This is a genomic window from Amycolatopsis sp. BJA-103 (assembly GCF_002849735.1).
Classification (GTDB): Bacteria; Actinomycetota; Actinomycetes; order Mycobacteriales; family Pseudonocardiaceae; genus Amycolatopsis.
On record NZ_CP017780.1, the window covers coordinates 780,265 to 801,303 of the forward strand.

Genomic DNA, 21,039 nt, shown 5'->3' on the forward strand with positions numbered 1-21,039 from the left:
ATACGCACAAAGATGCAGATACTGCAAAATTGCAGTTTGTGAACCGTGCCACTGGCCGGCGGCCCCGAACCGCCTGGCAGACTGCGGCGGGTGAGTGGAACGGTGCTGGTACTGGGCGGGCGCAGCGAGATCGGTCTCGCGGTCGCGGAGCGGCTCGCCAAGGGCGGGGCGCGCAAGATCGTGCTCGCCGCACGGCGGAGCGCGGACCTCGGCGCGGAGACCGAACGGCTGCTGGCCGCGGGAGCGAAGACGGTCGACGTCGTCGAGTTCGACGCCGACGACCTCGCCGGGCACGGCCCGTTCCTGGAGAAGGTCGTCGCGGAGCACGGCCCGCTGGACGTCGTTGTCACCGCTTTCGGGATCCTCGGCGACCAGGCGCGTGCCGAAACCGATGTCGAGCACGCCGTCGCGATCGTGCACACCGACTATGTGGCTCACGTGAGTGTGCTGACGCATGTGGCCAAAGTGCTTCGTGAGCAAGGCAGCGGAAGCCTCGTGGTGTTCTCCTCGGTCGCCGGGGTGCGGGTCCGGCGGGCGAACTACGTCTACGGTTCGGCCAAGGCGGGCCTCGACGGTTTCGCGAGCGGCCTGGCCGACGCCCTGCACGGCACCGGCGTGCACCTCCTGCTCGTCCGGCCCGGGTTCGTGATCGGCCGGATGACCGAGGGCATGTCCCCGGCGCCGTTCTCGAGCACGCCCGATCAGGTCGCGGACGCGACGGTCGCCGGAATCCGGAAACGCCGGGATACCGTGTGGGTGCCGGGACTGCTGAGGCTGGTGTTCGCGGTGATGCGCGTGGTGCCTCGCGCGATCTGGCGCCGGATGCCCCGTTAGGGAGCGCTGCGCGGTCGGTCCGGCACTCGGTGTCGCGGCCGGTTGTCTGCTTGATCACTTCTGCTGGGCCGAACGGGCTTTAAGACCCGGTTATGACACGTTTCTCAGGTAATTCCCAGCTAACGCGGTGATCCTCGAATGCGGGGGATCATTCACGGAAGCGGGGAGAAGGTCGTGCTGCTCACGTCGCGAGGACGGCGGATCGGCGGCCGCGTCGCACTGGGCCTGGTGTCGACGGCCGTACTGGGGGTCACGGGTTTCGCGTGGACCCAGTTGAGCCGTTTGGACGAAGGCATCGTCACGGCCGACGTGATCGCGCCCTCCGCTCAGGTGCCCGACGGTCCGGCGGGCGAGCCGCTGAAGGTGGCGCAGAACATCCTCCTCGTCGGGATCGATTCCCGGACCGACACTTACGGGAACCCGTTGCCGCAGAACGTGCTCGACACGTTGCACGCCGGAGCCGACGACGACGGCGGCGACACCACCGACACCATGATCGTGGTCCACATCCCGGCGGGCGGCGCCGCGGCCACCGCCATCTCCATCCCGCGCGATTCCTATGTGGACATCGCGGGCGGCTTCGGCAAGCACAAGATCAATTCCGCCTACAGTCGTGGCAAGAACGCCGCGATGAGCTCGCTGCGCGCCCAGGGCCTGAGCGGTCCCCAGCTCGAGGTCAAGGCCAACGAAGCGGGCGCCAAACTCACGATCCAGACGATCGAGCAGTTCACCGGGCTGAGCATCAACCACTACGCCGCCGTCAACCTCGCCGGGTTCTCCGCGCTGAGCGAAGCCATCGGCGGTGTCGAGGTCTGCCTCAAGGAACCTGTCCAGGACAAGTTCTCGGGGGCTTCGTTCCCGGCGGGGAAGCAGCTGCTTTCCGGGCCGCAGGCGCTCGCTTTCGTACGACAGCGGCACGGGTTGCCCAGCGACCTCGACCGCATCGCGCGGCAGCAGGCGTTCCTTTCGAGCATGGCCAAGACCATGCTGGACGCGGGGACGTTCACCGACCCCACCAGGCTGAGCGCCCTGACCGGCGCGATCCAGGGGGCGGTCGTGCTCGACCGCGGCTGGGACGTGCTGAGCTTCGCGCAGCAGTTGCGGGGGATGAGTTCGGGGGCGATCAAGTTCCAGACGATCCCGATCCAGAGCCTTTCCCTGCCGACGCCTTCCGACGGCGACGCGGTGAAGGTGGATCCCGCTCAGGTGAAGGCGTTCGTGAACGCCACGCTGACGTCGACGAACGTCGCCGCGGTGGGGGAGCCGACCGGCGGGATCGGGATCAAGCCGGTGGCGGCCACTTCCTCGGTCGCCGCTCCGCCCTCGTCTTCCACGTCTTCCGCGCCGCCTGCCTCGGCGGGCTGTGTCAACTAGGCGACCAACCCAGCCGACTTGGTACCTGCGCCGTGGCCGCTTGAAGTACGTGATGGCCCCCTTCCTTGCGCCTAGCGCAAGGAAGGGGGCCATCACGTACTTGGGAAAGGCGTGAGGGTCGCGTTTCTTCGGCCGAACTCAGGTAGGCGCCTTCACGCGTGGCCGCTGTGACTGCGGGTGTGGCTGCGGGTGCGGGTGGGGTGAAAGTGGCGGCCGTGGCGATCACGACCGTAGTGAAGGCCTCCATCCCTACGGTCAAGGTAGGCAAGGGGCCCTTCACTGCCCGGACTCGTGAACGGCCGCAGCCAGAGGCCGGTAGGTGACCAAGACACCCTTGGCCCTAACCCGAATCGCCACTCACGACCACCTGGACCGACGCCTCACCGGCCCCTGGTCGCTCGAAGTACGTGATGGCCCCCTTCCTTGCGCCTAGGTACAGGAAGGGGGCCTTCACGTACCTGCGCTCCGCTCGCACCCGACCCAATCGCCTTCCGCGTTTATTAGTCCTCTGACCGCGGTTTCGTGCCGAGCGCGAAAGTCCCCAAGATTCTTTTGAACCGCATCCCGCCGCCGTCCGTGTCGATGGCGTAGGGGAGTTCCAGAGAGCCTGGAACCCAGGGTGCAGGGGAGAAAGAATCGTGCTCAGCAAAAGAGTTCTGCCGATCGCCGTGCTCGCCGCCGCCGGGGCGTTGTCGCTCGCCGCCTGCGGCACGCAGAACACCGCGCTGCCGACGGCACCGGTACCGGTCGAGCAGGTCGCCAACGAGTTGTCCTTCCTCGCCGGGACCGCGAAGGCCAACAACGCGCCGCCCAAGACCGGTGACTGGGCAACGGGTTCCGACGGGACGCCCGGGACCGCCGACCAGAACGTCGCCCGCAAATGGGTGCAGCTCAAGGCCGCCAAAGCAGGCGCGCTCGACCCGGTGGTGGTCAACGGCGCGGGCCTGACGTTGTACCGCTTCGACAAGGACACCGCCAAGCCGTCGAAGTCGGCCTGCGACGGCGACTGCGCCAAGGCCTGGCCGCCGGTGCTCGTCACCTCGGGGAGCAAGGTTTTCCTGGCGGGGATCAAGAAATCCGCCGTCGGCACGGTCAAGCGCGCCGACGGCACCCTGCAGCTGACCGTCGGCGGCTGGCCCGCGTACCGGTTCGCGAAGGACACCAAGCCCGGTGACACGCTCGGTCAGGGTGTCGGCGGGACGTGGTTCGGGCTCGCCCCGAACGGCCAGAAAGCACAGGGTGGGCAGCAGGAAGAGACCACGCCGCCGCAGAAGCCCGCGTCCAGCGCGGTTCTCTTCGACGGCAGGAACTTCAGCGACGACGAGCCGTCGCAGGGACTCGCGGGCAAGGGCTGCCAGAACGTCGCCCGCCCTGGCGTGACGTCATCGGTCTCCGCCGCCGGTTCGCTCAAGCTGTGGTCCGAAAAGGACTGCAAGGGCAAGTCGCTCGTCATCGAAGGTGACGTGCGGGATCTCGCGAAGGTGAACTTCGAGGACAAGGTCACCTCGATTTTCTTCGGCTGAACCAAACCAGAGACGGGAATGGTGTGATGAAGCGTCGATCCGGTTGGGCGATCGTGGCAAGCCTGTCTCTGTTCCTCACCGGTTGTGCCGCGACGGTAGGGGGAGCGGCACAACCGGTGGACCCCACCCGGGTCGCCGGGCTCGAGATCACCGACGGGCCCAGTGGGCTCAAGCCCGGCGTGCTCGACGCCGCGCTGCCGGTCGACGGCGGGGACGGCGGCGAGATCGACAAGCTCGCGGCCAACGCCGTCGCCGACGTCCAGCGGTATTGGCGCGAGCACCTGCCGGCGGTCTTCAACCGTGACTTCCGGCCACTGGCCACCCTCGCCTCTTACGACTCGGCGGGCCGCGGTCGTGTGATCTGCGGAGCCACGACAGCCGGGTTAGTGAACGCGTTCTACTGCTCGGGCCAAGACATCGTCGCCTGGGATCGCGGGGAACTGCTGCCGATGCTCAACGACTCCATCGGCCCGGCGGCGGTCATGGCGGTGCTCGCCCACGAGATCGGCCACGCGGTCCAGTTCCGGCTGGGCCTTCCGGCGGCGACGCCGTCGATCGTCAAGGAACAGCAGGCCGATTGCTACACCGGCGCGTATCTCCGCTGGGTCGCCGAGGGCAAGTCGCCGATGTTCCAGGTCTCCACTGGCCGCGGGCTCAACGAGGTGCTCACCGCGTTGTTCCAGATCCGCGACTCCGCCGGGGTCGCCTTCGACGACGACGGCGCGCACGGCAACGCCTTCGATCGGGTTTCCGCGTTCCAGTTCGGCTTCACCGACGGGCCCGCCCGCTGCGCGATGATCGACGAGCGGGAGATCGAAGGCCGCAGCACCCAAGGCGGTTTCGGCTCGGCTGCGGCGAACGAGCGGGCGGCGGCGGAGAACGTCCGTCTCGATGACCGCGAAGCACTGGCCGATCTCACCACCAGCTTGCGGCAGGCTTTCCGGCTCGCGGCCACCCCGCCGACGCTCACCACCGGAGCGGCCTGCGGGGTGACGACGGAGGACGCGCTCGCGTCCTACTGCTCGGAGTCCAACCAGATCAACCTCGACCTCGACGGCCTCGTCCGCATCGGCACCCCGCCGCGCAGGGGGCGGCAGGGCGGGATCGGTGACTTCGCCGCGTTCGCCGAGGTCGCGTCGCGCTACACCCTCGCCGTCCAGCAGGAGGGCGGTTTCCGGCTCGACGGGCCGGTGGCCGCGCAGCGCACGGCCTGCCTCACGGGGTTCTGGGCATCGACCATTGTGGACGGTAAACGCGGATCGCTCACCTTGTCGCCGGGAGACCTCGACGAGGCCGTCGCCGAAATGCTGACGCGGAACAGCCTGATCGCGGCGGACGTCCGGGGCCGGACGCTCCCGGCGGGCTTCGCCAGGGTGGCGGCCTTCCGGGACGGCTTCTCCTCCGGTGACCAGGACACCTGCGGTAACAAGTACCGCTAAATCCGTGAAGGCCTCCTTCCCTACGCTGATCACTTGTCGAGGGGTAGGTCAAAGGTGTCCTTCGCCGCGTCCGACGCCGAGCGGTCGTGTCGCGAAAGCCACTTTCGGGACTTCTGATGTCCCGAAAGTGGCTTTCGCGACGCCCCGGAAAGTCTGGTGCGACCAGACCCACACGGTGTCTGAACCTTCAGCCCTGGCCAGGGACGGCGGGACCCAGGACAACGGTGTTGTGAAAGCCTCGTTCGCAACTTTCACCGTTGCGAACGAGGCTTTCACAACACGAGTACGCCACGCTTGCCCTGCTCGTGAAGAGAACCACAACCGAGGGAAGGGGGCCTTCACGCGCAAGTGCGGTTTACACGAAGGCGCTTTGGCCGGTGATGGCCTTCCCGACGATCAGCGTGTTCATCTCCCGGGTGCCTTCGAACGAGTAGATCGCCTCGGCGTCGGTGAAGAACCGCATGATGTCGTTGTCCAGCACGATCCCGTTGCCGCCGAAGATCTCGCGGCCCCAGGCGACGACCTCCCGCATCCGCGAGGTCACGAACGCCTTCGCCAGCGACGAGTGCTCGTCCTTGAAGATCCCGGCGTCCTGCAAGCGGGCCAGTTGCACGAGCATGCCCCACGACGCGGTGATGTTGCCGAGGCTCTTCACCAGCATGTCCTGCACCATCTGGAACCGGGCGATCGGACGGCCGAACTGCTTACGCTCCTTGGCGTAGTCCAGCGCGAGTTCGTAGGCGCCGATCATCACGCCCAGCCCCTGCCAGGCAACGCCACCGCGGGTCGCGCGCAGGATCTCCGCGACATCGCGGAACGAGTCGATGCCCTGCAGCCGGTTGGCCTCCGGCACCCGGACGTCGGTCAGTGTGATCTCCGCGTTCTCCACGATCCGGAACGCGAACTTGTTCTCGATCTTGACCGGGACGAATCCGGGAGAGTCCTTCTCGACCACGAAACCCTTGACGTTGTTGTCGTCCTCGTCGCGGGCCCACACGATGACCAGGTCGGCGAAGGTCGCGTTCCCGATCCACTTCTTGGCGCCGTTGAGGATCCAGGTGTCGCCGTCACGCCGCGCCGTGGTGCGCATGCCGCCCGCGACGTCGGAACCGCCGAGCGGCTCGGTCATCGCGAACGCGCCGATCTTGTCCATCGCCGCCATCGACGGGAGCCAGCGGTCGCGCTGCTCCTGGTCGCCGCCGGAGTAGATGCTGTACATCGCGAGTCCGTTGTGGACACCGAAGAACGTGGCCACGGAGGGATCCGTGCGGGTCATCTCCATCGCCATCATCCCGCTGAGCAGGTGGCTGGTGGCCGGGAGGTGCTCGCCGTAGCCCTCGTAGGGCAGCCCGGCGAGGCCCTGCTCACGGAACTTGCCGACGAGCTCGTGCGGGAATTCGCCCTTCGCCCAGTACTCGTTCACGAGCGGCTTGACCTCGGTGCGCATGAAGTCACGCGCCTTGAGCAGCAGCTTGCGCTCCTCGTCCGGCAGCAGGGCTTCGTAGTCGTAGAAGTCGGCGGTCAGCTGGTCTTCCATCAGTTCTCCTCCTTGCCGGCGTTGTCCAAAGCGGACAGCACCGCGAGCTGCTTGCGGTCGCGCGCCTCGGCGAGTTCCGAGTACGTGGAGGAGCCGTAAGCGGATTCCACGGCTTCGATGAGCCGTTCCTGTTCTTCGGGGCTCTGCGAGGGCTGGCCGAGACCGGCCCACATCTTCTTCATCGACTTGCCGATGTGCTCGGCCATGTGGCGGTAACCGCCGGGGCCGCCGCCCAGGTGCGAGCCGAGGAACGGCCCGACCGTCGACCAGCGGATGCCGAGCGAGTTCGTCATCACCGCGTCCACTTCGGACGGTGACACGACACCCTGTTCCACCAGGTAGATGGCCTCGCGGCTCAGCGCGTTCTGCAGCCGGTTGCCGACGAACCCGGGGATCTCCTTGCGTTCCACCACCGGAGTGCGGCCGACGAACCGGTAGAACTCGACGGCCCGGTCGACCGACTCGGCACCGGTACGCTCGCCGGGGACGACCTCGACCAGCGGGATCAGGTGCGGCGGGTTGAACGGGTGCCCGATGAGGACCCGGGAAGCGTCGTCCAGGTCTCCCGTGAACGCCGTCGAGGGGATCGCCGAAGACGAGCTGAGCAGCAGTGCGTGCGACGGTGCCTCGCGGACCAGGGTCGCGAACAGGTCCTTCTTGAACTCGACGTTCTCGGGCCCGTTCTCCTGCACGACATCCGCGTTCCGGACGGCTTCGGTGACGTCAGCGGCGAGGTGGACGCGAGGGGCGAGGTCCGCGGCGTCCCGGCCGAGATGCGGGGCGAAGTCCGCCAGTGCGCCTGCGACGGCGTCGGCGAGGTCCGGCCGCGGGTCCGAGACCCAGACGTCCAGGTCGTGCGAGGCGAACAACGCCGTCCACGAAAGGCCGATGGTCCCCGCGCCGATCACCGCGGCGGTGCGAAAAGTCATGACCGTGCTCCCTTCAGGTAGTCGAAGACCGGCTTGACCGGGGCGAGCGTCAGGTCGGTGAGGATGTGGCTCGCGGAAACGACCTCCAGCACCGGGAGATCCGCCAGCGGCGCCAGGACGTGCTGGAACAGTTGCAGCCGCGCGGGTCCGGTCCACGCCTCCTTGACCACCACGTCGGTGATCTCGGTGCGGACCAGTTCGAAGACCCGGGGCGAACCGTCGTAGTCCGGGATGGTCTTGAGCATGAACGTCGGCACGGTGATCTGCGCTTCGGCCTCGCGGACGTCCAGCCGGTGGTGCTTGTAGCCCATGGTCGCGGTCGCGACGCGCTGGCTGCCGTAGTCGAGCGTCCCGACGAGCGCGCCGTTCTCGGCGAACAGCTTCGGCGAGCCGATGGTCTTCGGGTACGCGCTGATCTCGCGGCCGGACGCGGTGGCCGGGAAGTTGTCGAGGTACATCGCGTGCAGATACTCGCCGCGTTCGCCCTCGAAGCTCACCGGGATCGCCTGGCCGGACTCGGTGTAGGGCCCGTAGCCGCTGACGTCGCCCATCTTCATCACCTCGAACCGCACCAGCGGCTCGTCGATTTCCAGGGGCTCCGGGACGACGGCGCGCAGGGCGTCGGCGTCGGTGCGGTAGACGATGTTGAGGTACTCGCGGTTGGTGAACCGGGGCACCACCGGCGCGTACGCCGGGTTCGTGAGCGGGGTGGTCACGTGCCGGAGGACTTCTTGCTGCTTCATCTCACTCACCTGTCCACTGCGGAGCGCGGCGCTCGGCGAAGGCCTGCATGCCCTCGCGGACGTCGGCGGACTTCATCAGCGCCGGCATCTCCGAACGCTGGGTGGCAAACGCTTGCGCGTCCGGCACACCGTCGGCGGCGCGGACGATCTTCTTGACTAGTGCCAGCGCCAGGGGAGCGTTGGCGGCGATCTGCTCGGCGAGTTGCAGCGCGACGGCGGCGGCCTCGCCGCTCGGGACGACCCGGTTCGCCAGGCCCAGCCGTCCGGCGCGCTCGGCGCTGATCGGCTCGCCGGTGAGCAGGAACTCCATCGCCAGGTGGTGCGGGATCCGCTTCGGCAGCCGGATCACGCCGCCACCGGCGGCGATCAGCCCGCGCTTCACCTCGGGCAACCCGAACTTCGCGTCTTCGGCGGCGACGATCAGGTCGCAGCCCAGCGCCAGCTCGAACCCGCCGCCCATGGCCCAGCCCTCGACGGCGGCGATCAGCGGCTTCGACAGCTCCGCCTCGGTCAGCCCGCCGAACCCGCGGCCGGGGATCTCGGGCGATTCGCCCTTCAGCGCTGCTTTGAGGTCCATGCCTGCGCTGAACGAGCCGTCCGCGCCGGTCAGGACGCCGGCCCGCAGTGCGGGATCGGATTCCAGCAGGTCGAGTGCTTCGGCGAGCCCGGCCGCGACGGCGGCGTTCACCGCGTTGCGGGCCTGCGGCCGGTCGATCGTGATCAGCAGCGTGCCGCCGACCCGTTCTGTCCTTACTTCTGTGCTGCTCATGGTTCTTCCTCAGCTGGGTGTGCTCAAAGCGTGGTGGCGAGTTCGCGCAGGACCTCTTCGGTGTCCTGACCCGGCAGAGGCGCCAGGCGCCGGACGGAGCCGGGGGTCGCGGAGAACTTCACCGGGATGCCGATGGTGCGGATCGAGCCCTCGCTCGGGTGCTCGACGACGTCGAGCAGGTGGCCGTCGCGGACGTATTCGTCGTCCTGGGCGTTGTCCAGTTCCAGGACCGGGGCCATCGGGATGCTGTGCTTCGCGCAGACCTCGGTCCACTCTTCGGTGGTCAGCGCCGGGGCGCAGTCGGCGATCAGCTCGGCCAGCGCCTCGTGGTCGGCGCCGTCGATGGCGTCGCCGTTGACGCGCGGGTCCTCGGCCAGTTCCGGCCGTCCGGCGGCGTGGAAGAAGTCGCGGAAGTTCTGCGGGTTGTAGGGGATCACGCAGGCCATGCCGTCCTTGGTGTGCACCGCCTTGTGGCCCGGGTTCATCGACGGGCCGAAGCCGGTCGGGCCCTCCGCGGGTTCGAAGACGTGCCCGGCGAGGTGTTCGACGAGGTTGAACGCGATCAGCGTGTCGGTCATCGGGATCTCGACCCGCTGGCCCTCGCCGGTCTTGTCGCGGTGCACCAGCGCCGCGAGCACGGTGTAGGCGATGGTCAGGGAGGAGACCTTGTCGCCGATGATCGTCGGCAGGTAGACCGGCTTGCCCAGTGCGCGGTTCGCGACGTCGACCAGGCCGGACGACGCCTGCACCGTCTCGTCGTAGGCGGCGTGGCCCGCGCGGTCGGAATCGCTGCGGAAGCCCTGCGCGTGGGCGTAGACCAAGCGGGGGTTGCGCGCGGCGACGTCGGCGTAGTTCATGCCGAGCCTGCTCAGCGCACCCGGTCGCATGTTGGTGATCAGCACGTCTGCGGTGTCGATGAGCTCGAGTGCCTGCTCGCGCTGCTCCTCGTCCTTGAGGTTGAGGGCGACGCTGCGCTTGTTGCGGTTCACGTTCAGGTTGAGCGGCGTCATGCCCGGCGTCGTGCGGAACTTGCCCACCCGCACGGTGTCGGCGGGGGACTCGATCTTGATCACGTCGGCGCCGAGGTCGCCGAGGATCTGCGCGGCGTACGGTCCCATGACCACCGTCGAGAGGTCGATCACGCGAACGCCGTCCAGTGGTCCGGTGGCGGTCTGAGTCATTTTGCTTCCCTTCGCCGTTGTTCGCTCTACCTTCGAAGTTAGGCGCGAATGGCGATAAAGGGAATGATCAAGAAACGAAGAATGGTATGACCGCGGTGGTCATACCATTTATTGTCCGAATTGGACGCGTTTGGTCGGCGTGCGCGGGTCGTGAGTGATTATTGTTTTTATCGAGGGGTATGTCAGACGTGTCCTGGCGGTGGCGGACTTCAGGTGGGCGTGTCGGGCCGGGTGAAGGGGACCTTCGAGACACGACGTCAAGTCACCCGATACCAGGTGCCCCGAATGTGGCATTGGGGACACTCAACGGCCCCAATGTCACAGTGGGCGCACACCTCAACGCCACGGCACGTTTTCTTACCTCTCAATAGAACGACACTTGCCACTCGCGACCACCTTGATCGAGGCGAGAGGCGAGCGACCCTCGTCAGGTCGAAAGCGGTTCGGCGAAGATCTCGCGGACTCCGGCGACGAGTTCGGCGAGGTCGCCGTCCTCGGCGCGGTCCCGCCGCCAGACCAGAGAAGTCTCCAGCTGGGGGCGGAAATCCGCGAACGGCAGGATGGTGGCGCCGTCGACCAGGAACAGGTGCATCGGACTGGCCGGATCGAGCATGGTGATCGAGAACGAAGATCCGTTCGCCACCAATTCCGAGATGCCCGAATATTCGGTTCCGCCGACTTTGAGCCTTTTCTTGATCCCCGCGTTGGACAATTTGCGGTCCATGTCGTCCGAATAGGCCGGAATGCTTTCCGAGGCGGACGCGATGTAGGACAGGTCACTCAATTCGGCGATGTCCACCGTTTCCCGCCCGGCGAACCGGCCGGCGGGGACGACGGCGCCGAGCCGCTCGACCTGCACCGGGATGATCTCCAGCGCGGGATCGGTGACCGGCATCCGGACCAGCGACAACGCCAGTTTGCCCTCGTGCACCGCGGCGACCAGATCCGGTGTCGTCCCCGGCCAGCGTTTGAGTTCGAACCGGTCGTGACAGTGCTCTTCGAGCCGTTTGACCCGTTCGCGCAGGGCGGGATGCACGCCCGCGGGCATCCCGATGAACACGGTGCTCCGCCGCGGCTTCACCGCCTCCTGCAGCCGCCACGGAATCGCGTTGACCTGGTCGAGGACGTCCCGCGCGATCGGCAGCAGCGCCGAACCGGCCGCGGTCAGCGTGACGTGGTGCGTGCTGCGGTCGAACAGCCTGTGGCCGAGTTCGTGTTCGAGATCCTTGATGCGCTGGCTCAGCGGGGAGGCGGCCATGTGCAGCTTCCTGGCCGCCTGGGAGAAGTTCAGCTCCTCGGCGACGGCGACGAAATACCGCAGGTGCAACATCTCCACGTGATCACCCTAACCGGAAGGCGACGGTGAACGCGGCTCCGCCTTCCGGCGCCGGACCGGCGGTCAGGGTCCCGCCCATGCGGGTGACCAGGCCGTGCGCCAGCGCGAGCCCGATCCCCGAACCGACCGGACGGCTGTCGCGGTACCGCTTGTTCAGCACCCCGCGCTCGAACGCGACCGGGTAGTCCTCCGGCGCGAGGCCGGGCCCGCCGTCGCGCACCGCCAACCGGGCCTGTCCCTCGCCTGCGACCAGGGAGAACACGATCGGCGCGCCCGCCGGGGTCACGCGCAGGGCGTTCTCGGCCAGCCCGTCGACGACCTGGCGGAGCCGTCGCGGATCGGCGACGACCGGGACCTCGCCGGGTGTCCGCTCGACCAGCAACGTCACGTTCTGCTGAGCGCAGCGCAGCCGCCAGACGTCGGCGCATTCGTCGACGAGCGCGGCGAGGTCGAGCCGTGCCGGATCGAGGGGGAATTCGTCGGCGCCGAGTCTCGCCAGTTCCAGCAGGTCGCTGACCAGGCGTTCCAGTCGTTGCGCCTCGCGGTGGATGGTCTCCCCGGCTCGGCGGGCGTCCTCGCCTTCGGCCACGCCGTCACTGATCGCCTCGGCGAATCCGGTGACGGCGGTCAGCGGCGTCCGCAGTTCGTGCGACACCGAAAGCAGGAACTCGCGTTGCCGTGCCTCGCTGTACTGCAGGGCGTCGGCCAGTGCGTTGACCGACTTCGCCACGTCCGCGACCTCGGACGGCCCTTCGACGGGAACCCGCAGGTCACGGCGTCCGGAACGCATCCCGTTCGCCACCGACGCGGCCCGGCGCAGCGGACGGGACAGCATCCGGCTCAGCACCAGTCCCGCGATCGCGGCGACCGCCAGCCCGGCGCCCAGCGCGAGCACGGTGTTGCGCACCAGCATCCGCCCACGGGCTTCGCCGGTCTTCGTCGACTGGACGAGCGCGAACGCCGCCCCTTTCGTGCCGACCGTGCGGACCTCGACGAGGTACTGCTGACCTTCGACGAGCACCGTGCCGGAGCGGGTGAACCCGGCTTTGGCGGCGGCGATCGCCGCCACCGTCCCGTCGCCGTCGAGTGTCCCGTTCGGACGGCGGACGACGACGTCGATCCCTTGCCCCCGAACGACTTCCGCGACCTTGCCGGCACCGAGCCGGTTGCCGATCCCGGTCTCGTCGAGCTGGCTCGCGACCACGTCGGCCTGCGCCGAGAGCGACTGCCGGAGCACGTCGGTCCCGGTGGTGCGGATCAGGCGGGCCGCGACCAGTCCGGCCACCACCACCGCGACTGCGGCGATCGCGAGGCACACCACGGTGATCCGCAGCGCGAGCGAGGTCCGCCTCATCCGGCGTCCGCCGCGTACCCGATGCCGCGGACCGTCCTGATCGGACTGTGCTCACCCAGTTTTCCCCGGAGCTGGGCGATGTGGACGTCGACGGTTCGCGTGCCCGCCGAAGCCGCGTAACCCCAGACGGAGCTGAGCAGCTGGTCGCGGCTGAACACCTGGCCGGGTCGTTTCACCAGATGGGTGAGGAGATCGAACTCGGTCGACGTCAGCGCGATCTCGGTGCCGGCGGCCCAGACGCGGCGCTGGGTGACGTCGACGCGAACGCCGCCCGCCGCGTAGATCTCGGTGGGCGGCGCGGATCCGGCGGCGCGGCGCAACACGGTCCGCACCCTGGCCGAGAGTTCACGCGGGCTGAACGGTTTCGTCAGGTAGTCGTCCGCGCCGATCTCCAGGCCCAGCAAGCGGTCCAGTTCGTCGTCGCGGGCCGTCACGAACAGCACCGGTGTCCAGTCGCCGTCCGCGCGCAGCGTCCGGCAGATCTCGATACCGTCCATTCCGGACAGTCCGATGTCGAGCACGATCGCGACCGGGCGCAGCCGCCGGATCGTGGCCAGCGCCGCGCCGCCGTCCGCTTCGACCAGCACGCCGAACCCGTCCCGCTTCAGGTAGAGCGAGGCGAGTTCGGCGATCGCGGGGTCGTCCTCGACGACCAGCACCAGCCCGCGTCCCGGTTGTGTCGTCACCGGCAGATCCTGTCACGGGGCCGGGTCGCCGGCCATGTCCTGCTCGATCGAGTCGAGGGTGCGCTGCACGTCGCCGAGTTCGCCCGGCGCCGGTGCCGGACTCGATGCCTCGGTGTCGTCGCAGGCGGCGGTGCCGAACAGCGCGAGCGCGGTGAGACTCGCGGCCAGGAGGCGTTTCACTTGCCCGCCTTGCAGTGCGCGCCCGCGAACGCGTCGAGCTTCTGCTTCGCCGCGGTGAGTTCGGGGAGGCGGCCGCTGCGCTTGTCGGCCCGCTTCTGAAGCCTGTCGGCGGTGTCGTTGTGGTTCTTCTTGCGCTGGTCTTCGGCCCTGGCCTTGAGGTTCGCGACGGAACCGCGGATCTCGGGCCCGCCGTTGATGCGGTCGGTGAGCTTCGTGGTGCGCTCGGTGAGCTTGGGCAGCCATTCGGCGCACAACTGCTGGGACTCTTCGGGGCTGAGCGTGATCGGGGTCTGCGCCGAGGCGGCCGGGGCGAGGGCGATGAGGCCGGCCGCGGTCAGGCAGGCGGCGATGGTGTGTTTCAGCATGCGAAGAGCCTCGCGTGGCCGGATACGAGGAATGTGGGGGTGATGTTCGGGTTTTGTAAGCGATACTCGGACGATGGGGCTGAAGACTTTGACCGCCACCGTGGTGGCGATGCTGCTGGCCACCGCCGCACCGGCGACCGCCGCGCCACCCGCGTTCGTCCTCCGTGACGGCGTCAGCGCACCGGTGTTCTCCTACGAGAAGGCCATCCGCGAGACGGCTTGGGTGGAGACCGGACAGGACCTCGACCGCGACGGACAGGTCGACCGGGTCGCCGCCGACATCGTCCGGCCGTCGGAACCCGCCGGCCGTATTCCGGTGATCATGGACGTCAGTCCGTACTTCGAGAAGATCGGGCGCGGCAACGAGCGGCAGCCGAAGACGTATCTGCCCGACGGCACGCCTTCGCAGTTCCCGCTCTTCTACGACAACTACTTCGTCCCGCGCGGGTACGCGGTCGTGCTGGTCGACGTCGGGGGCACCAACCGTTCGTCCGGGTGCTTCGACGACGTCGCCTCCGGCAACGCGGTCGTGAACTGGCTGAACGGCCGCGCGAGCGCGTTCCGGACGCCGTTCGGGCCGGAGCGGGTCCGCGCGGGCTGGGCGAACGGGTCGGTCGGCGCGATCGGGAAGTCGCAGGACGGGGCGACGGCGATCGGGATGGCGGCGTCCGGGATCGACGGGCTGAAGACCATCGTGCCGATCGCGGGGGTCAGTTCGTACTACGAGGTCCACAACTCGCACGGCGCGTACTTCGGCTGGGCGGGCGGGCCGGGTCTGTACAACCCGCGTGCCGAGAAGCTGTGCCAGCCGTTCGAGGACGACAACGCGAGACGCGCGGGGACGGACGGGAACTTCAACGAGTACTGGCGCGGGCTCGACTACGTCGCGAAGACCGGCAAGGTGCGCGCAAGCGTTTTCGCGTCGATGGGCTTCCACGATCTCAACGTCAACCCGATCCAGTTCGGGCCCTGGTGGGAGGCACTGAACGCGTACGGCGTGCCGCGGAAGGCGTGGCTGCACCAGGCGGCGCACGTCGACCCGTTCGACCTCGACCGGTCGCTGTTCGTGAAGACCCTGCACCGCTGGTTCGACCGGTGGCTGCTCGGCGTCCGCAACGGCGTCGAAACCGAACCGGCGATCCGGATCGAACACACCCCGGACCGCTGGACCGACGAACGCCGCTGGCCTCCTGCGACGCGGTCGCACACCCTGTGGCCTTCTTCGGATGGAGGGCTGGGGAAGCGTCCTGCCGCCGGTGCAGCTTCGCTGACCGACGACCCGGCGCGTGGCGCGTCCCAGTGGGTGGAGAGCCCGTCGCAGGCCAGCCCCGAGCGCCTGGTCTTCGCGGGTGAGCCGGTGCGCGCGGACACGCGGATCGCCGGGACCGCCACGGTGACGGTGACCGCGCGCTCGGACAAACCGAGCGCGCGGCTCGGCGCGGTGCTGGTCGACTACGGGCCCGCGACCGTGCGGAACACGAAGTTCCCCGCGCTGGGCATCAAGAACCTGACGACCCGTTCCTGCTGGGGCGCGGGCACCGCCGCCGATACCGGGTGCTTCCTCGACACCGCCGCTGACCCGGTCGCGGTGGACAAACGGATCGTGGCGACCGGCTGGGCGGACCTCGGGCATCATCGGTCGCTGTGGCGGGGCGAGCCTTTGGTACCGGGGAAGGCGTACACGATGACGTTCCGGCTGAGCAGCCTCGACCACGTCGTCCCGGCCGGGCACCGGCTGGCGCTCGTCCTCGGCGGGACCGACGCGGACATGTTCGATCCGGCGCAGCCCGCGCCCGGTGCCCGGGTGACGTTCGAACTGGGCGGGACTTCGCTTTCGGTACCGGTCGCGAACCGCGTTTAGTCCTCTAAATGCGGTCGGGACGGGGCCGGAGCGTGTCATGAAAGGGGCTTTCAGGACGAAATATGTCCTGAAAGCCCCTTTCATGACACCGTGGCCACCCCGCAAACGGATCCACTCCTGAATGCTCGCGACCGCCCCCGCGATCGATGTCCCCAAAGGCGCATTGGGGTACCAGTGGCTGGTGAGCGCGTGAGGTGTTACCCAAGGTAAGGGGTGTGTGGAAATAGAGACGTTGAACGTCCCTATTTCCACACACCCTCCCGTCTTCGGCTGTCGTGGCCGGGTCGGTCACGCGGGACTGTGTGGATTTCGGGTCATCTAACGCCCCAAAATCCACACAGTCAGTCGCCTGCCCACGATTACGCGGACGTTCGCCCGCGAACTACCGCAATTAGTCCTCTAGATGCGAAGGGCACGGGCACCGCCTGCCGCCACGCGCGGACGAGAGCCTCGTGACACGGCCCTCGCGCGGCGCCCCATAAAGTAGGCGCATGGCAGCCCCACGACGCACGCAGGAGGAACGCAGCGCCGCGATGCGCGTCAGGCTGCTCGACGCCACGATCGACTGTCTCGTCGAGTACGGCTACGCGGGCACCACGACCACCCGCGTCGCGGATCGCGCCGGGGTGACCCGCGGCGCGCAGGTGCACCACTTCCCGACCAAGACCGACCTCGTCACCTCCGCCATCCGGCATCTCGCGGCCAGGCGCACCGAGGTCGCGATGGCCGAGATCGACCGGCTCAAGGCGTCGGCCGACCCGGTCGGGGACGCGTTGCAGCTGCTGTGGGAGATGCACCAGGGCCCGGTCTTCTCGGCGACCGTCGAGCTGTGGGTGGCGTCTAGGACCGATCCGGAGCTGCGTGCGCAGATGGCGGTGGTCGAGCCGATCGCGACGAGCAGCCTGGTCGAGTTCGGCAAGGCGCTGCTCCCGGACCATTCGGCGCATCCGGAGTTCCTGCACGCGGTGTACACGGCGATGGACGTCGTCCGCGGCATCCTCATCGCCAGCTGGGCGACCCGCGACCAGGCGGAACTGGAGGCGCGCTGGGAGCGCGGCCGCCGTCACCTGATCCTGCTGTTCGAGGCGCTGATGCAGCCCACTCCCTCTCGCTAGGCGTGTTACTCTCCCCGGGAGAGTGAGGAGGTCACGTGCTCGGAAACCCGTACGACCCCGACTGCCCCACCCGCGCCCTGCTCGACCGCATCGGCGACCAGTGGACCGTGCTGATCGTCGGCGTGCTCGGCGACGGCCCGCTCCGGTTCACCGAGATCGGCAAGCGCGTGCGCGGAATCTCGCAGAAGGTCCTCACCCAGACGCTCCGCAGCCTCGTCCGCGACGGCATCCTGACGCGGACCGCGTACCCGGAGATCCCGCCGCACGTCGAGTACGAGCTGACCGCCCTCGGCCGCAATCTCGCCGAACCGCTCGAGATGCTCGACAAGTGGGCTCGCGTGCACATGGGCGAGGTCCTCGACGCCCGCAAGAGCTACGACGGCCAGCTCAGCGCTTGACCAGACCGGCCTCGTGCGCCAGCAGGCCCGCCTGCGTCCGGTTCGCGCAGTCCAGTTTGACCAGCATCCGCGACACGTAGCTCTTCACCGTCGCCTCGGCGAGGTGCAGCCGAGCCGCGATGTCCGCATTGGACAGTCCTTCGCCTAGGCAGGCCAGGACGTCCGTCTCCCGTTCTGTCAGCCCTTCGGTCTTCCGCCGCGCGTCGTCACCGCGACGCCGTCCGTCGGCCGACATCGCCACCAGCCGTTGCGCGGCCTCGGGGGAGAGCACGGTGTGCCCGTCGGCGGCCACCCGGACCAGGCCGATGAGGTCCTCGGGCGGCGTCGACTTCACGAGGAATCCGGCCGCGCCCGCCCGCAACGCGCGGATGACGTAGGTGTCCGCGTCGAACGTCGTCAGCGCGACCACCGCGGGCGGGTCCGGGAGTTTCGCGATCCGCTCGATGGCGGTCAGCCCGTCGACACCGGGCATCCGCAGGTCCATCAGCACCACCCGGGGCCGGTGCCGGACCACGGCCTCGACCGCCTCCGCGCCGTCCTGCGCCTGTGCCACGACCTCGATGTCCTCGGCGGAACCGAGGATCGTCCGCAGATGCGCGCAGACCATCGGCTCGTCATCGACGACGACCACCCGGATCACGCATCTCCTTCCGCAGTCGGGACGTAGGCCGGAAGTATCGCATCGACGCGGTACCCGCCGCCCGCTCGCGGCCCGGCTTCGAACCGGCCGCCGATCAGCTCGACACGCTGCCGCAGCCCGGCCAGCCCCGCACCCGAGCCGCTGTCGGCCAGCGCCGGATCCGGGGTGGCACCCGCCCGCGTGTTCTCCACGGCGACGTCCAGGCCACCCGCGTGGTAGCGGAGCTCGACGGTCGCTGTCGAGCCCGGCGCGTGCTTGCGGATGTTCGTCAGCGCCTCCTGCACCACGCGATAGGCGGTGCGGGCGACGGTCGGGGAGATCCGCCCGGGGTCGCCGCGCACGGTCAGCTCGGTCGGGATGCCCACCGACGCCGATTCCGCGACCAGCGTCGCCGGATCGCCCGCCGTGCCGTCGGTGAGCGTGCGCGGCTCCGCGTTCGCGCCGTTGCGCAGCACCCCGACCAGATCGCGCAGTTCGTCGAGTGCCAGCGCGCCTTCGCGCCGGATGTCCTCGGCGGAGGTCCGCACCGCTTCGTCCGCCGAGACGACGCCGAGCGCGCCGGCGTGCAGCACCATCAGGCTCAGCCGGTGCGTGACGACGTCGTGCATCTCCTCGGCCAGTTTCCGCCGCTCCTCGGCGCGGGCACGTTCGGCGAGCAGGTGCTGCTCGCGTTCGGCGCGTTCGGCACGGTCGCGCAGCGAGCGCAGCAGTTGGCGCCGGGCCTCGAAGTACAGCGAAATCGACGTGGGCAGCGCCGTGCCCAGCAGGCCGAACGGGGTCGTGCTCCAGTGCGCGTCCCACGGCCGCGACGCGCAGACCACCAGGATCGCGGTCAGCCAGAGCAGCGTCCGCCGGTCCATCAGGCGGGCCAGCTGGCTCAGCACGACCGGGGTGATCGTCGGGACGGTCATCAGCGTCAGCTGCCGCTCCGGCACCAGCAGCCCGGGGGAGAACAGGTCGGACGCGAGCATCAGCAGCGCCCCGGCCGTGATCAGGCCCCCGACCAGCCGCGGGAACCGGAACAGCAGGATCAGCGAGAGATCGAGGAACACCTGCAGGGTGACACCCGCGGCGGGCCCCGCCCATCCGGTGGTCGGTTCGCCGAACACGTACAGGGTGATGTCCAGGCCCACGAACGCGAGCGCCGCCAGCGTGAGCCACACGGTGTCGACCGGACCGGGCCGGAACGGCCTGCTTTTCTCCACCGGCTCAAGGTAACCAGCAGGGTGTCCCCTCGCCCGGGATCCGCAACTTTCGTCTATGCGGTCACCATCCTTACCCGGTTTCCTCCGACCGGCCGTCCGCGGTGAAGTGGAGATCATGAACATCGCGACCCAGACAGTCCGAACAGGACAGGAGCAGGCCTTCGCCCGCCTGCCGGTGTTCGTCGTCGCCGCGCTGGCCGGAGCCGCGCTGCTGGCCACGAGCGGCCGGTACGCGCACGGCTTCGACGAGCTGTACTTCCTGATGGCGGGCCGGGACCATCTGGCATGGGGGTACTTCGACCAGCCACCGTTGATCCCGGCGCTGGCCGGGGCGATGGACTCGCTGTTCCCCGGTTCACTGGTGATGCTGCGCCTGCCGATGACGCTGGCCGCGGCCGCCGGGGTGGTCGTCACCGCGCTGATCGCCAGGGAACTGGGCGGCGGGCGCGGCGCGCAGGTGCTCGCGGCCGGGCTCTACGCCACGTCCGGGACGATCATCGTCAGCCACTGGATCGGCACCTACGTCTTCGACCCGTTCCTGTGGACGGTGATCGTCTGGCTGGTCGTCCGCTGGGTGCGCACCCGCCGCGACGGGCTGCTGGTCTGGGCGGGGGTGGTCACCGCGATCTCGCTGCAGACGAAGTTCCTCATCCCCGCGTTTTGGGCGCTCGCCCTGCTCGCCGCGCTGGTGCTCGGGCCGAGGGAGCTCGTGCGACGGCCGAAACTGTGGCTGGGCGCGGGAATCGCCGTCGTCGCGACGATCCCGACGTTGCTCTGGCAGGCGTCGAACGGCTGGCCGTACCTGATCATGAACGACGTCGTCTCGGCGGAATTCCCCGGCACGTGGCCCTTCCTGCGCGACGGTTTCCTGACGGCCGGCGTCGGGGCGGGCGTGCTCGCGTTCGTCTACGGCCTCGTCCGGCTGCTCTCTTCGCGTGAACTGCGCGGCTATCGCTTCCTGGGGGTAGCGATAGTCACGCTCATCGTCGCGTTCCTTGTGCTGCACGGACGTTCCTACTATCTGATGAGTGTCTTCGCGCTGCCGTACGCCGCCGCGGCGACGGGATTCGCGAAGCACGTCCCCCGATGGCGGCTCATGGCGTGGCCCGTGATGGTTCTTTCGGCGGCGATCACCCTCGCCGGCCTGCCGATCTACCCGGCGACGATGACCCGGACGAGTTTCGGCCCGATCACCCTCGGCAGCTCCTTCGCCGGAGGTGAACTGCCGCAGCAGGAAGTGGTCAAGGCGATCGGCGAGACCTACGCGGCCCTGCCGCCGGAGCAGCGGGCACGCACCGCCGTCTACGCCGAGATCTACCCGTTCGCCGCTGCGACCGAGTTCTACGGTCAGCGGTACGGCATCGACCACGTCTACAGTGGCCACCGCGGCTACTGGTACTTCGACCGGCCCCCGGAATCCGCGGACAGCGTGCTCTTCCTCGGATTCGATCCGGGACTGCTCAAGCCGTACTTCGCCTCGGTGACACCGGTGGTGGAAGGACTGCTGTGGCGGTATGACGGCAGACAGGGTTCCTGGGACGAGATCTGGCCCAAGCTGGAAAGGCACTGA

The 21,039-nt window shown here is 68.7% G+C and carries 19 protein-coding genes and 1 pseudogene; 8 read left to right on the forward strand and 12 right to left on the reverse strand.

Annotation, left to right across the window (positions count from 1 at the left end):
• Positions 1 to 90 precede the first annotated feature (90 nt).
• The 4 genes from BKN51_RS03575 to BKN51_RS03590 all read left to right on the forward strand — a co-directional run bounded on the left by BKN51_RS03575 (position 91) and on the right by BKN51_RS03590 (position 5,170).
• Positions 91 to 834: an SDR family NAD(P)-dependent oxidoreductase gene (locus BKN51_RS03575; RefSeq protein WP_101606255.1), complete on the forward strand. Its 744-nt coding sequence runs from the start codon at positions 91 to 93 to the stop codon at positions 832 to 834.
• Between the two features lie 174 nt (positions 835 to 1,008).
• Entirely contained in the window at positions 1,009 to 2,208 is a 1,200-nt protein-coding gene (locus tag BKN51_RS03580) for an LCP family protein (protein WP_101613026.1), read from the forward strand.
• Positions 2,209 to 2,846: 638 nt separating this feature from the next.
• Complete coding sequence (locus tag BKN51_RS03585) at positions 2,847 to 3,731, forward strand: hypothetical protein (RefSeq protein ID WP_101606256.1); 885 nt, start codon at positions 2,847 to 2,849, stop codon at positions 3,729 to 3,731.
• Positions 3,732 to 3,847: 116 nt separating this feature from the next.
• On the forward strand, positions 3,848 to 5,170 hold the full coding sequence (locus BKN51_RS03590) for a neutral zinc metallopeptidase (RefSeq protein ID WP_101606257.1): 1,323 nt from the start codon (positions 3,848 to 3,850) through the stop codon (positions 5,168 to 5,170).
• A 355-nt stretch (positions 5,171 to 5,525) separates the two neighbouring features.
• Here BKN51_RS03590 and BKN51_RS03595 read toward each other — a convergent pair whose 3' ends face one another.
• The 10 genes from BKN51_RS03595 to BKN51_RS03635 all read right to left on the reverse strand — a co-directional run bounded on the left by BKN51_RS03595 (position 5,526) and on the right by BKN51_RS03635 (position 14,250).
• Complete coding sequence (locus BKN51_RS03595; RefSeq protein ID WP_101606258.1) at positions 5,526 to 6,707, reverse strand: acyl-CoA dehydrogenase family protein; 1,182 nt, start codon at positions 6,705 to 6,707, stop codon at positions 5,526 to 5,528.
• Entirely contained in the window at positions 6,707 to 7,636 is a 930-nt protein-coding gene (locus BKN51_RS03600; RefSeq protein ID WP_101606259.1) for a 3-hydroxyacyl-CoA dehydrogenase NAD-binding domain-containing protein, read from the reverse strand. The genes BKN51_RS03595 and BKN51_RS03600 overlap by 1 nt, the downstream gene beginning before the upstream one ends.
• Entirely contained in the window at positions 7,633 to 8,379 is a 747-nt protein-coding gene (locus tag BKN51_RS03605; RefSeq protein ID WP_101606260.1) for an acetoacetate decarboxylase, read from the reverse strand. Before BKN51_RS03605 ends, BKN51_RS03600 begins: the two co-directional genes overlap by 4 nt.
• Position 8,380: 1 nt before the next feature.
• Positions 8,381 to 9,148 (reverse strand): crotonase/enoyl-CoA hydratase family protein, encoded by a 768-nt coding sequence (locus BKN51_RS03610; RefSeq protein ID WP_101606261.1) that lies wholly within the window; start codon positions 9,146 to 9,148, stop codon positions 8,381 to 8,383.
• 23 nt (positions 9,149 to 9,171) lie between these two features.
• The gene (locus tag BKN51_RS03615; protein WP_101606262.1) at positions 9,172 to 10,329 is read right to left on the reverse strand and encodes a CaiB/BaiF CoA transferase family protein; all 1,158 of its coding nucleotides are present in this window, start codon (positions 10,327 to 10,329) and stop codon (positions 9,172 to 9,174) included.
• 427 nt (positions 10,330 to 10,756) lie between these two features.
• A complete protein-coding gene (locus BKN51_RS03620) occupies positions 10,757 to 11,665 on the reverse strand; it encodes a LysR family transcriptional regulator (protein WP_101606263.1) in 909 nt (302 codons plus the stop codon).
• A 4-nt stretch (positions 11,666 to 11,669) separates the two neighbouring features.
• Positions 11,670 to 13,019, reverse strand: a complete 1,350-nt coding sequence (locus tag BKN51_RS03625) for a sensor histidine kinase (RefSeq protein WP_101606264.1) — start codon at positions 13,017 to 13,019, stop codon at positions 11,670 to 11,672.
• Complete coding sequence (locus tag BKN51_RS03630; RefSeq protein ID WP_101606265.1) at positions 13,016 to 13,705, reverse strand: response regulator transcription factor; 690 nt, start codon at positions 13,703 to 13,705, stop codon at positions 13,016 to 13,018. Before BKN51_RS03630 ends, BKN51_RS03625 begins: the two co-directional genes overlap by 4 nt.
• Before the next feature lie 12 nt (positions 13,706 to 13,717).
• Positions 13,718 to 13,885, reverse strand: a complete 168-nt coding sequence (locus BKN51_RS43460) for a hypothetical protein (protein WP_168214250.1) — start codon at positions 13,883 to 13,885, stop codon at positions 13,718 to 13,720.
• Complete coding sequence (locus tag BKN51_RS03635; RefSeq protein WP_101606266.1) at positions 13,882 to 14,250, reverse strand: hypothetical protein; 369 nt, start codon at positions 14,248 to 14,250, stop codon at positions 13,882 to 13,884. Before BKN51_RS03635 ends, BKN51_RS43460 begins: the two co-directional genes overlap by 4 nt.
• 73 nt (positions 14,251 to 14,323) lie before the next feature.
• Between BKN51_RS03635 and BKN51_RS03640 the strand changes: the two genes are divergently transcribed.
• The 3 genes from BKN51_RS03640 to BKN51_RS03650 all read left to right on the forward strand — a co-directional run bounded on the left by BKN51_RS03640 (position 14,324) and on the right by BKN51_RS03650 (position 17,624).
• On the forward strand, positions 14,324 to 16,111 hold the full coding sequence (locus tag BKN51_RS03640; RefSeq protein WP_101606267.1) for a CocE/NonD family hydrolase: 1,788 nt from the start codon (positions 14,324 to 14,326) through the stop codon (positions 16,109 to 16,111).
• Positions 16,112 to 16,644: 533 nt separating this feature from the next.
• Positions 16,645 to 17,226, forward strand: coding sequence for a TetR/AcrR family transcriptional regulator (locus tag BKN51_RS03645; RefSeq protein WP_101606268.1), 582 nt, complete (start codon positions 16,645 to 16,647; stop codon positions 17,224 to 17,226).
• A 35-nt stretch (positions 17,227 to 17,261) separates the two neighbouring features.
• Positions 17,262 to 17,624: a winged helix-turn-helix transcriptional regulator gene (locus tag BKN51_RS03650; RefSeq protein ID WP_101606269.1), complete on the forward strand. Its 363-nt coding sequence runs from the start codon at positions 17,262 to 17,264 to the stop codon at positions 17,622 to 17,624.
• Here BKN51_RS03650 and BKN51_RS03655 read toward each other — a convergent pair.
• Complete coding sequence (locus tag BKN51_RS03655) at positions 17,614 to 18,231, reverse strand: response regulator (protein ID WP_221472726.1); 618 nt, start codon at positions 18,229 to 18,231, stop codon at positions 17,614 to 17,616. The two genes, BKN51_RS03650 and BKN51_RS03655, sit on opposite strands and share 11 nt — an antisense overlap.
• Positions 18,232 to 18,238: 7 nt before the next feature.
• Positions 18,239 to 19,469 (reverse strand): annotated as a pseudogene (locus BKN51_RS03660) (sensor histidine kinase).
• Between the two features lie 115 nt (positions 19,470 to 19,584).
• Between BKN51_RS03660 and BKN51_RS03665 the strand changes: the two are divergent.
• Positions 19,585 to 21,039, forward strand: coding sequence for an ArnT family glycosyltransferase (locus BKN51_RS03665; protein WP_101613027.1), 1,455 nt, complete (start codon positions 19,585 to 19,587; stop codon positions 21,037 to 21,039).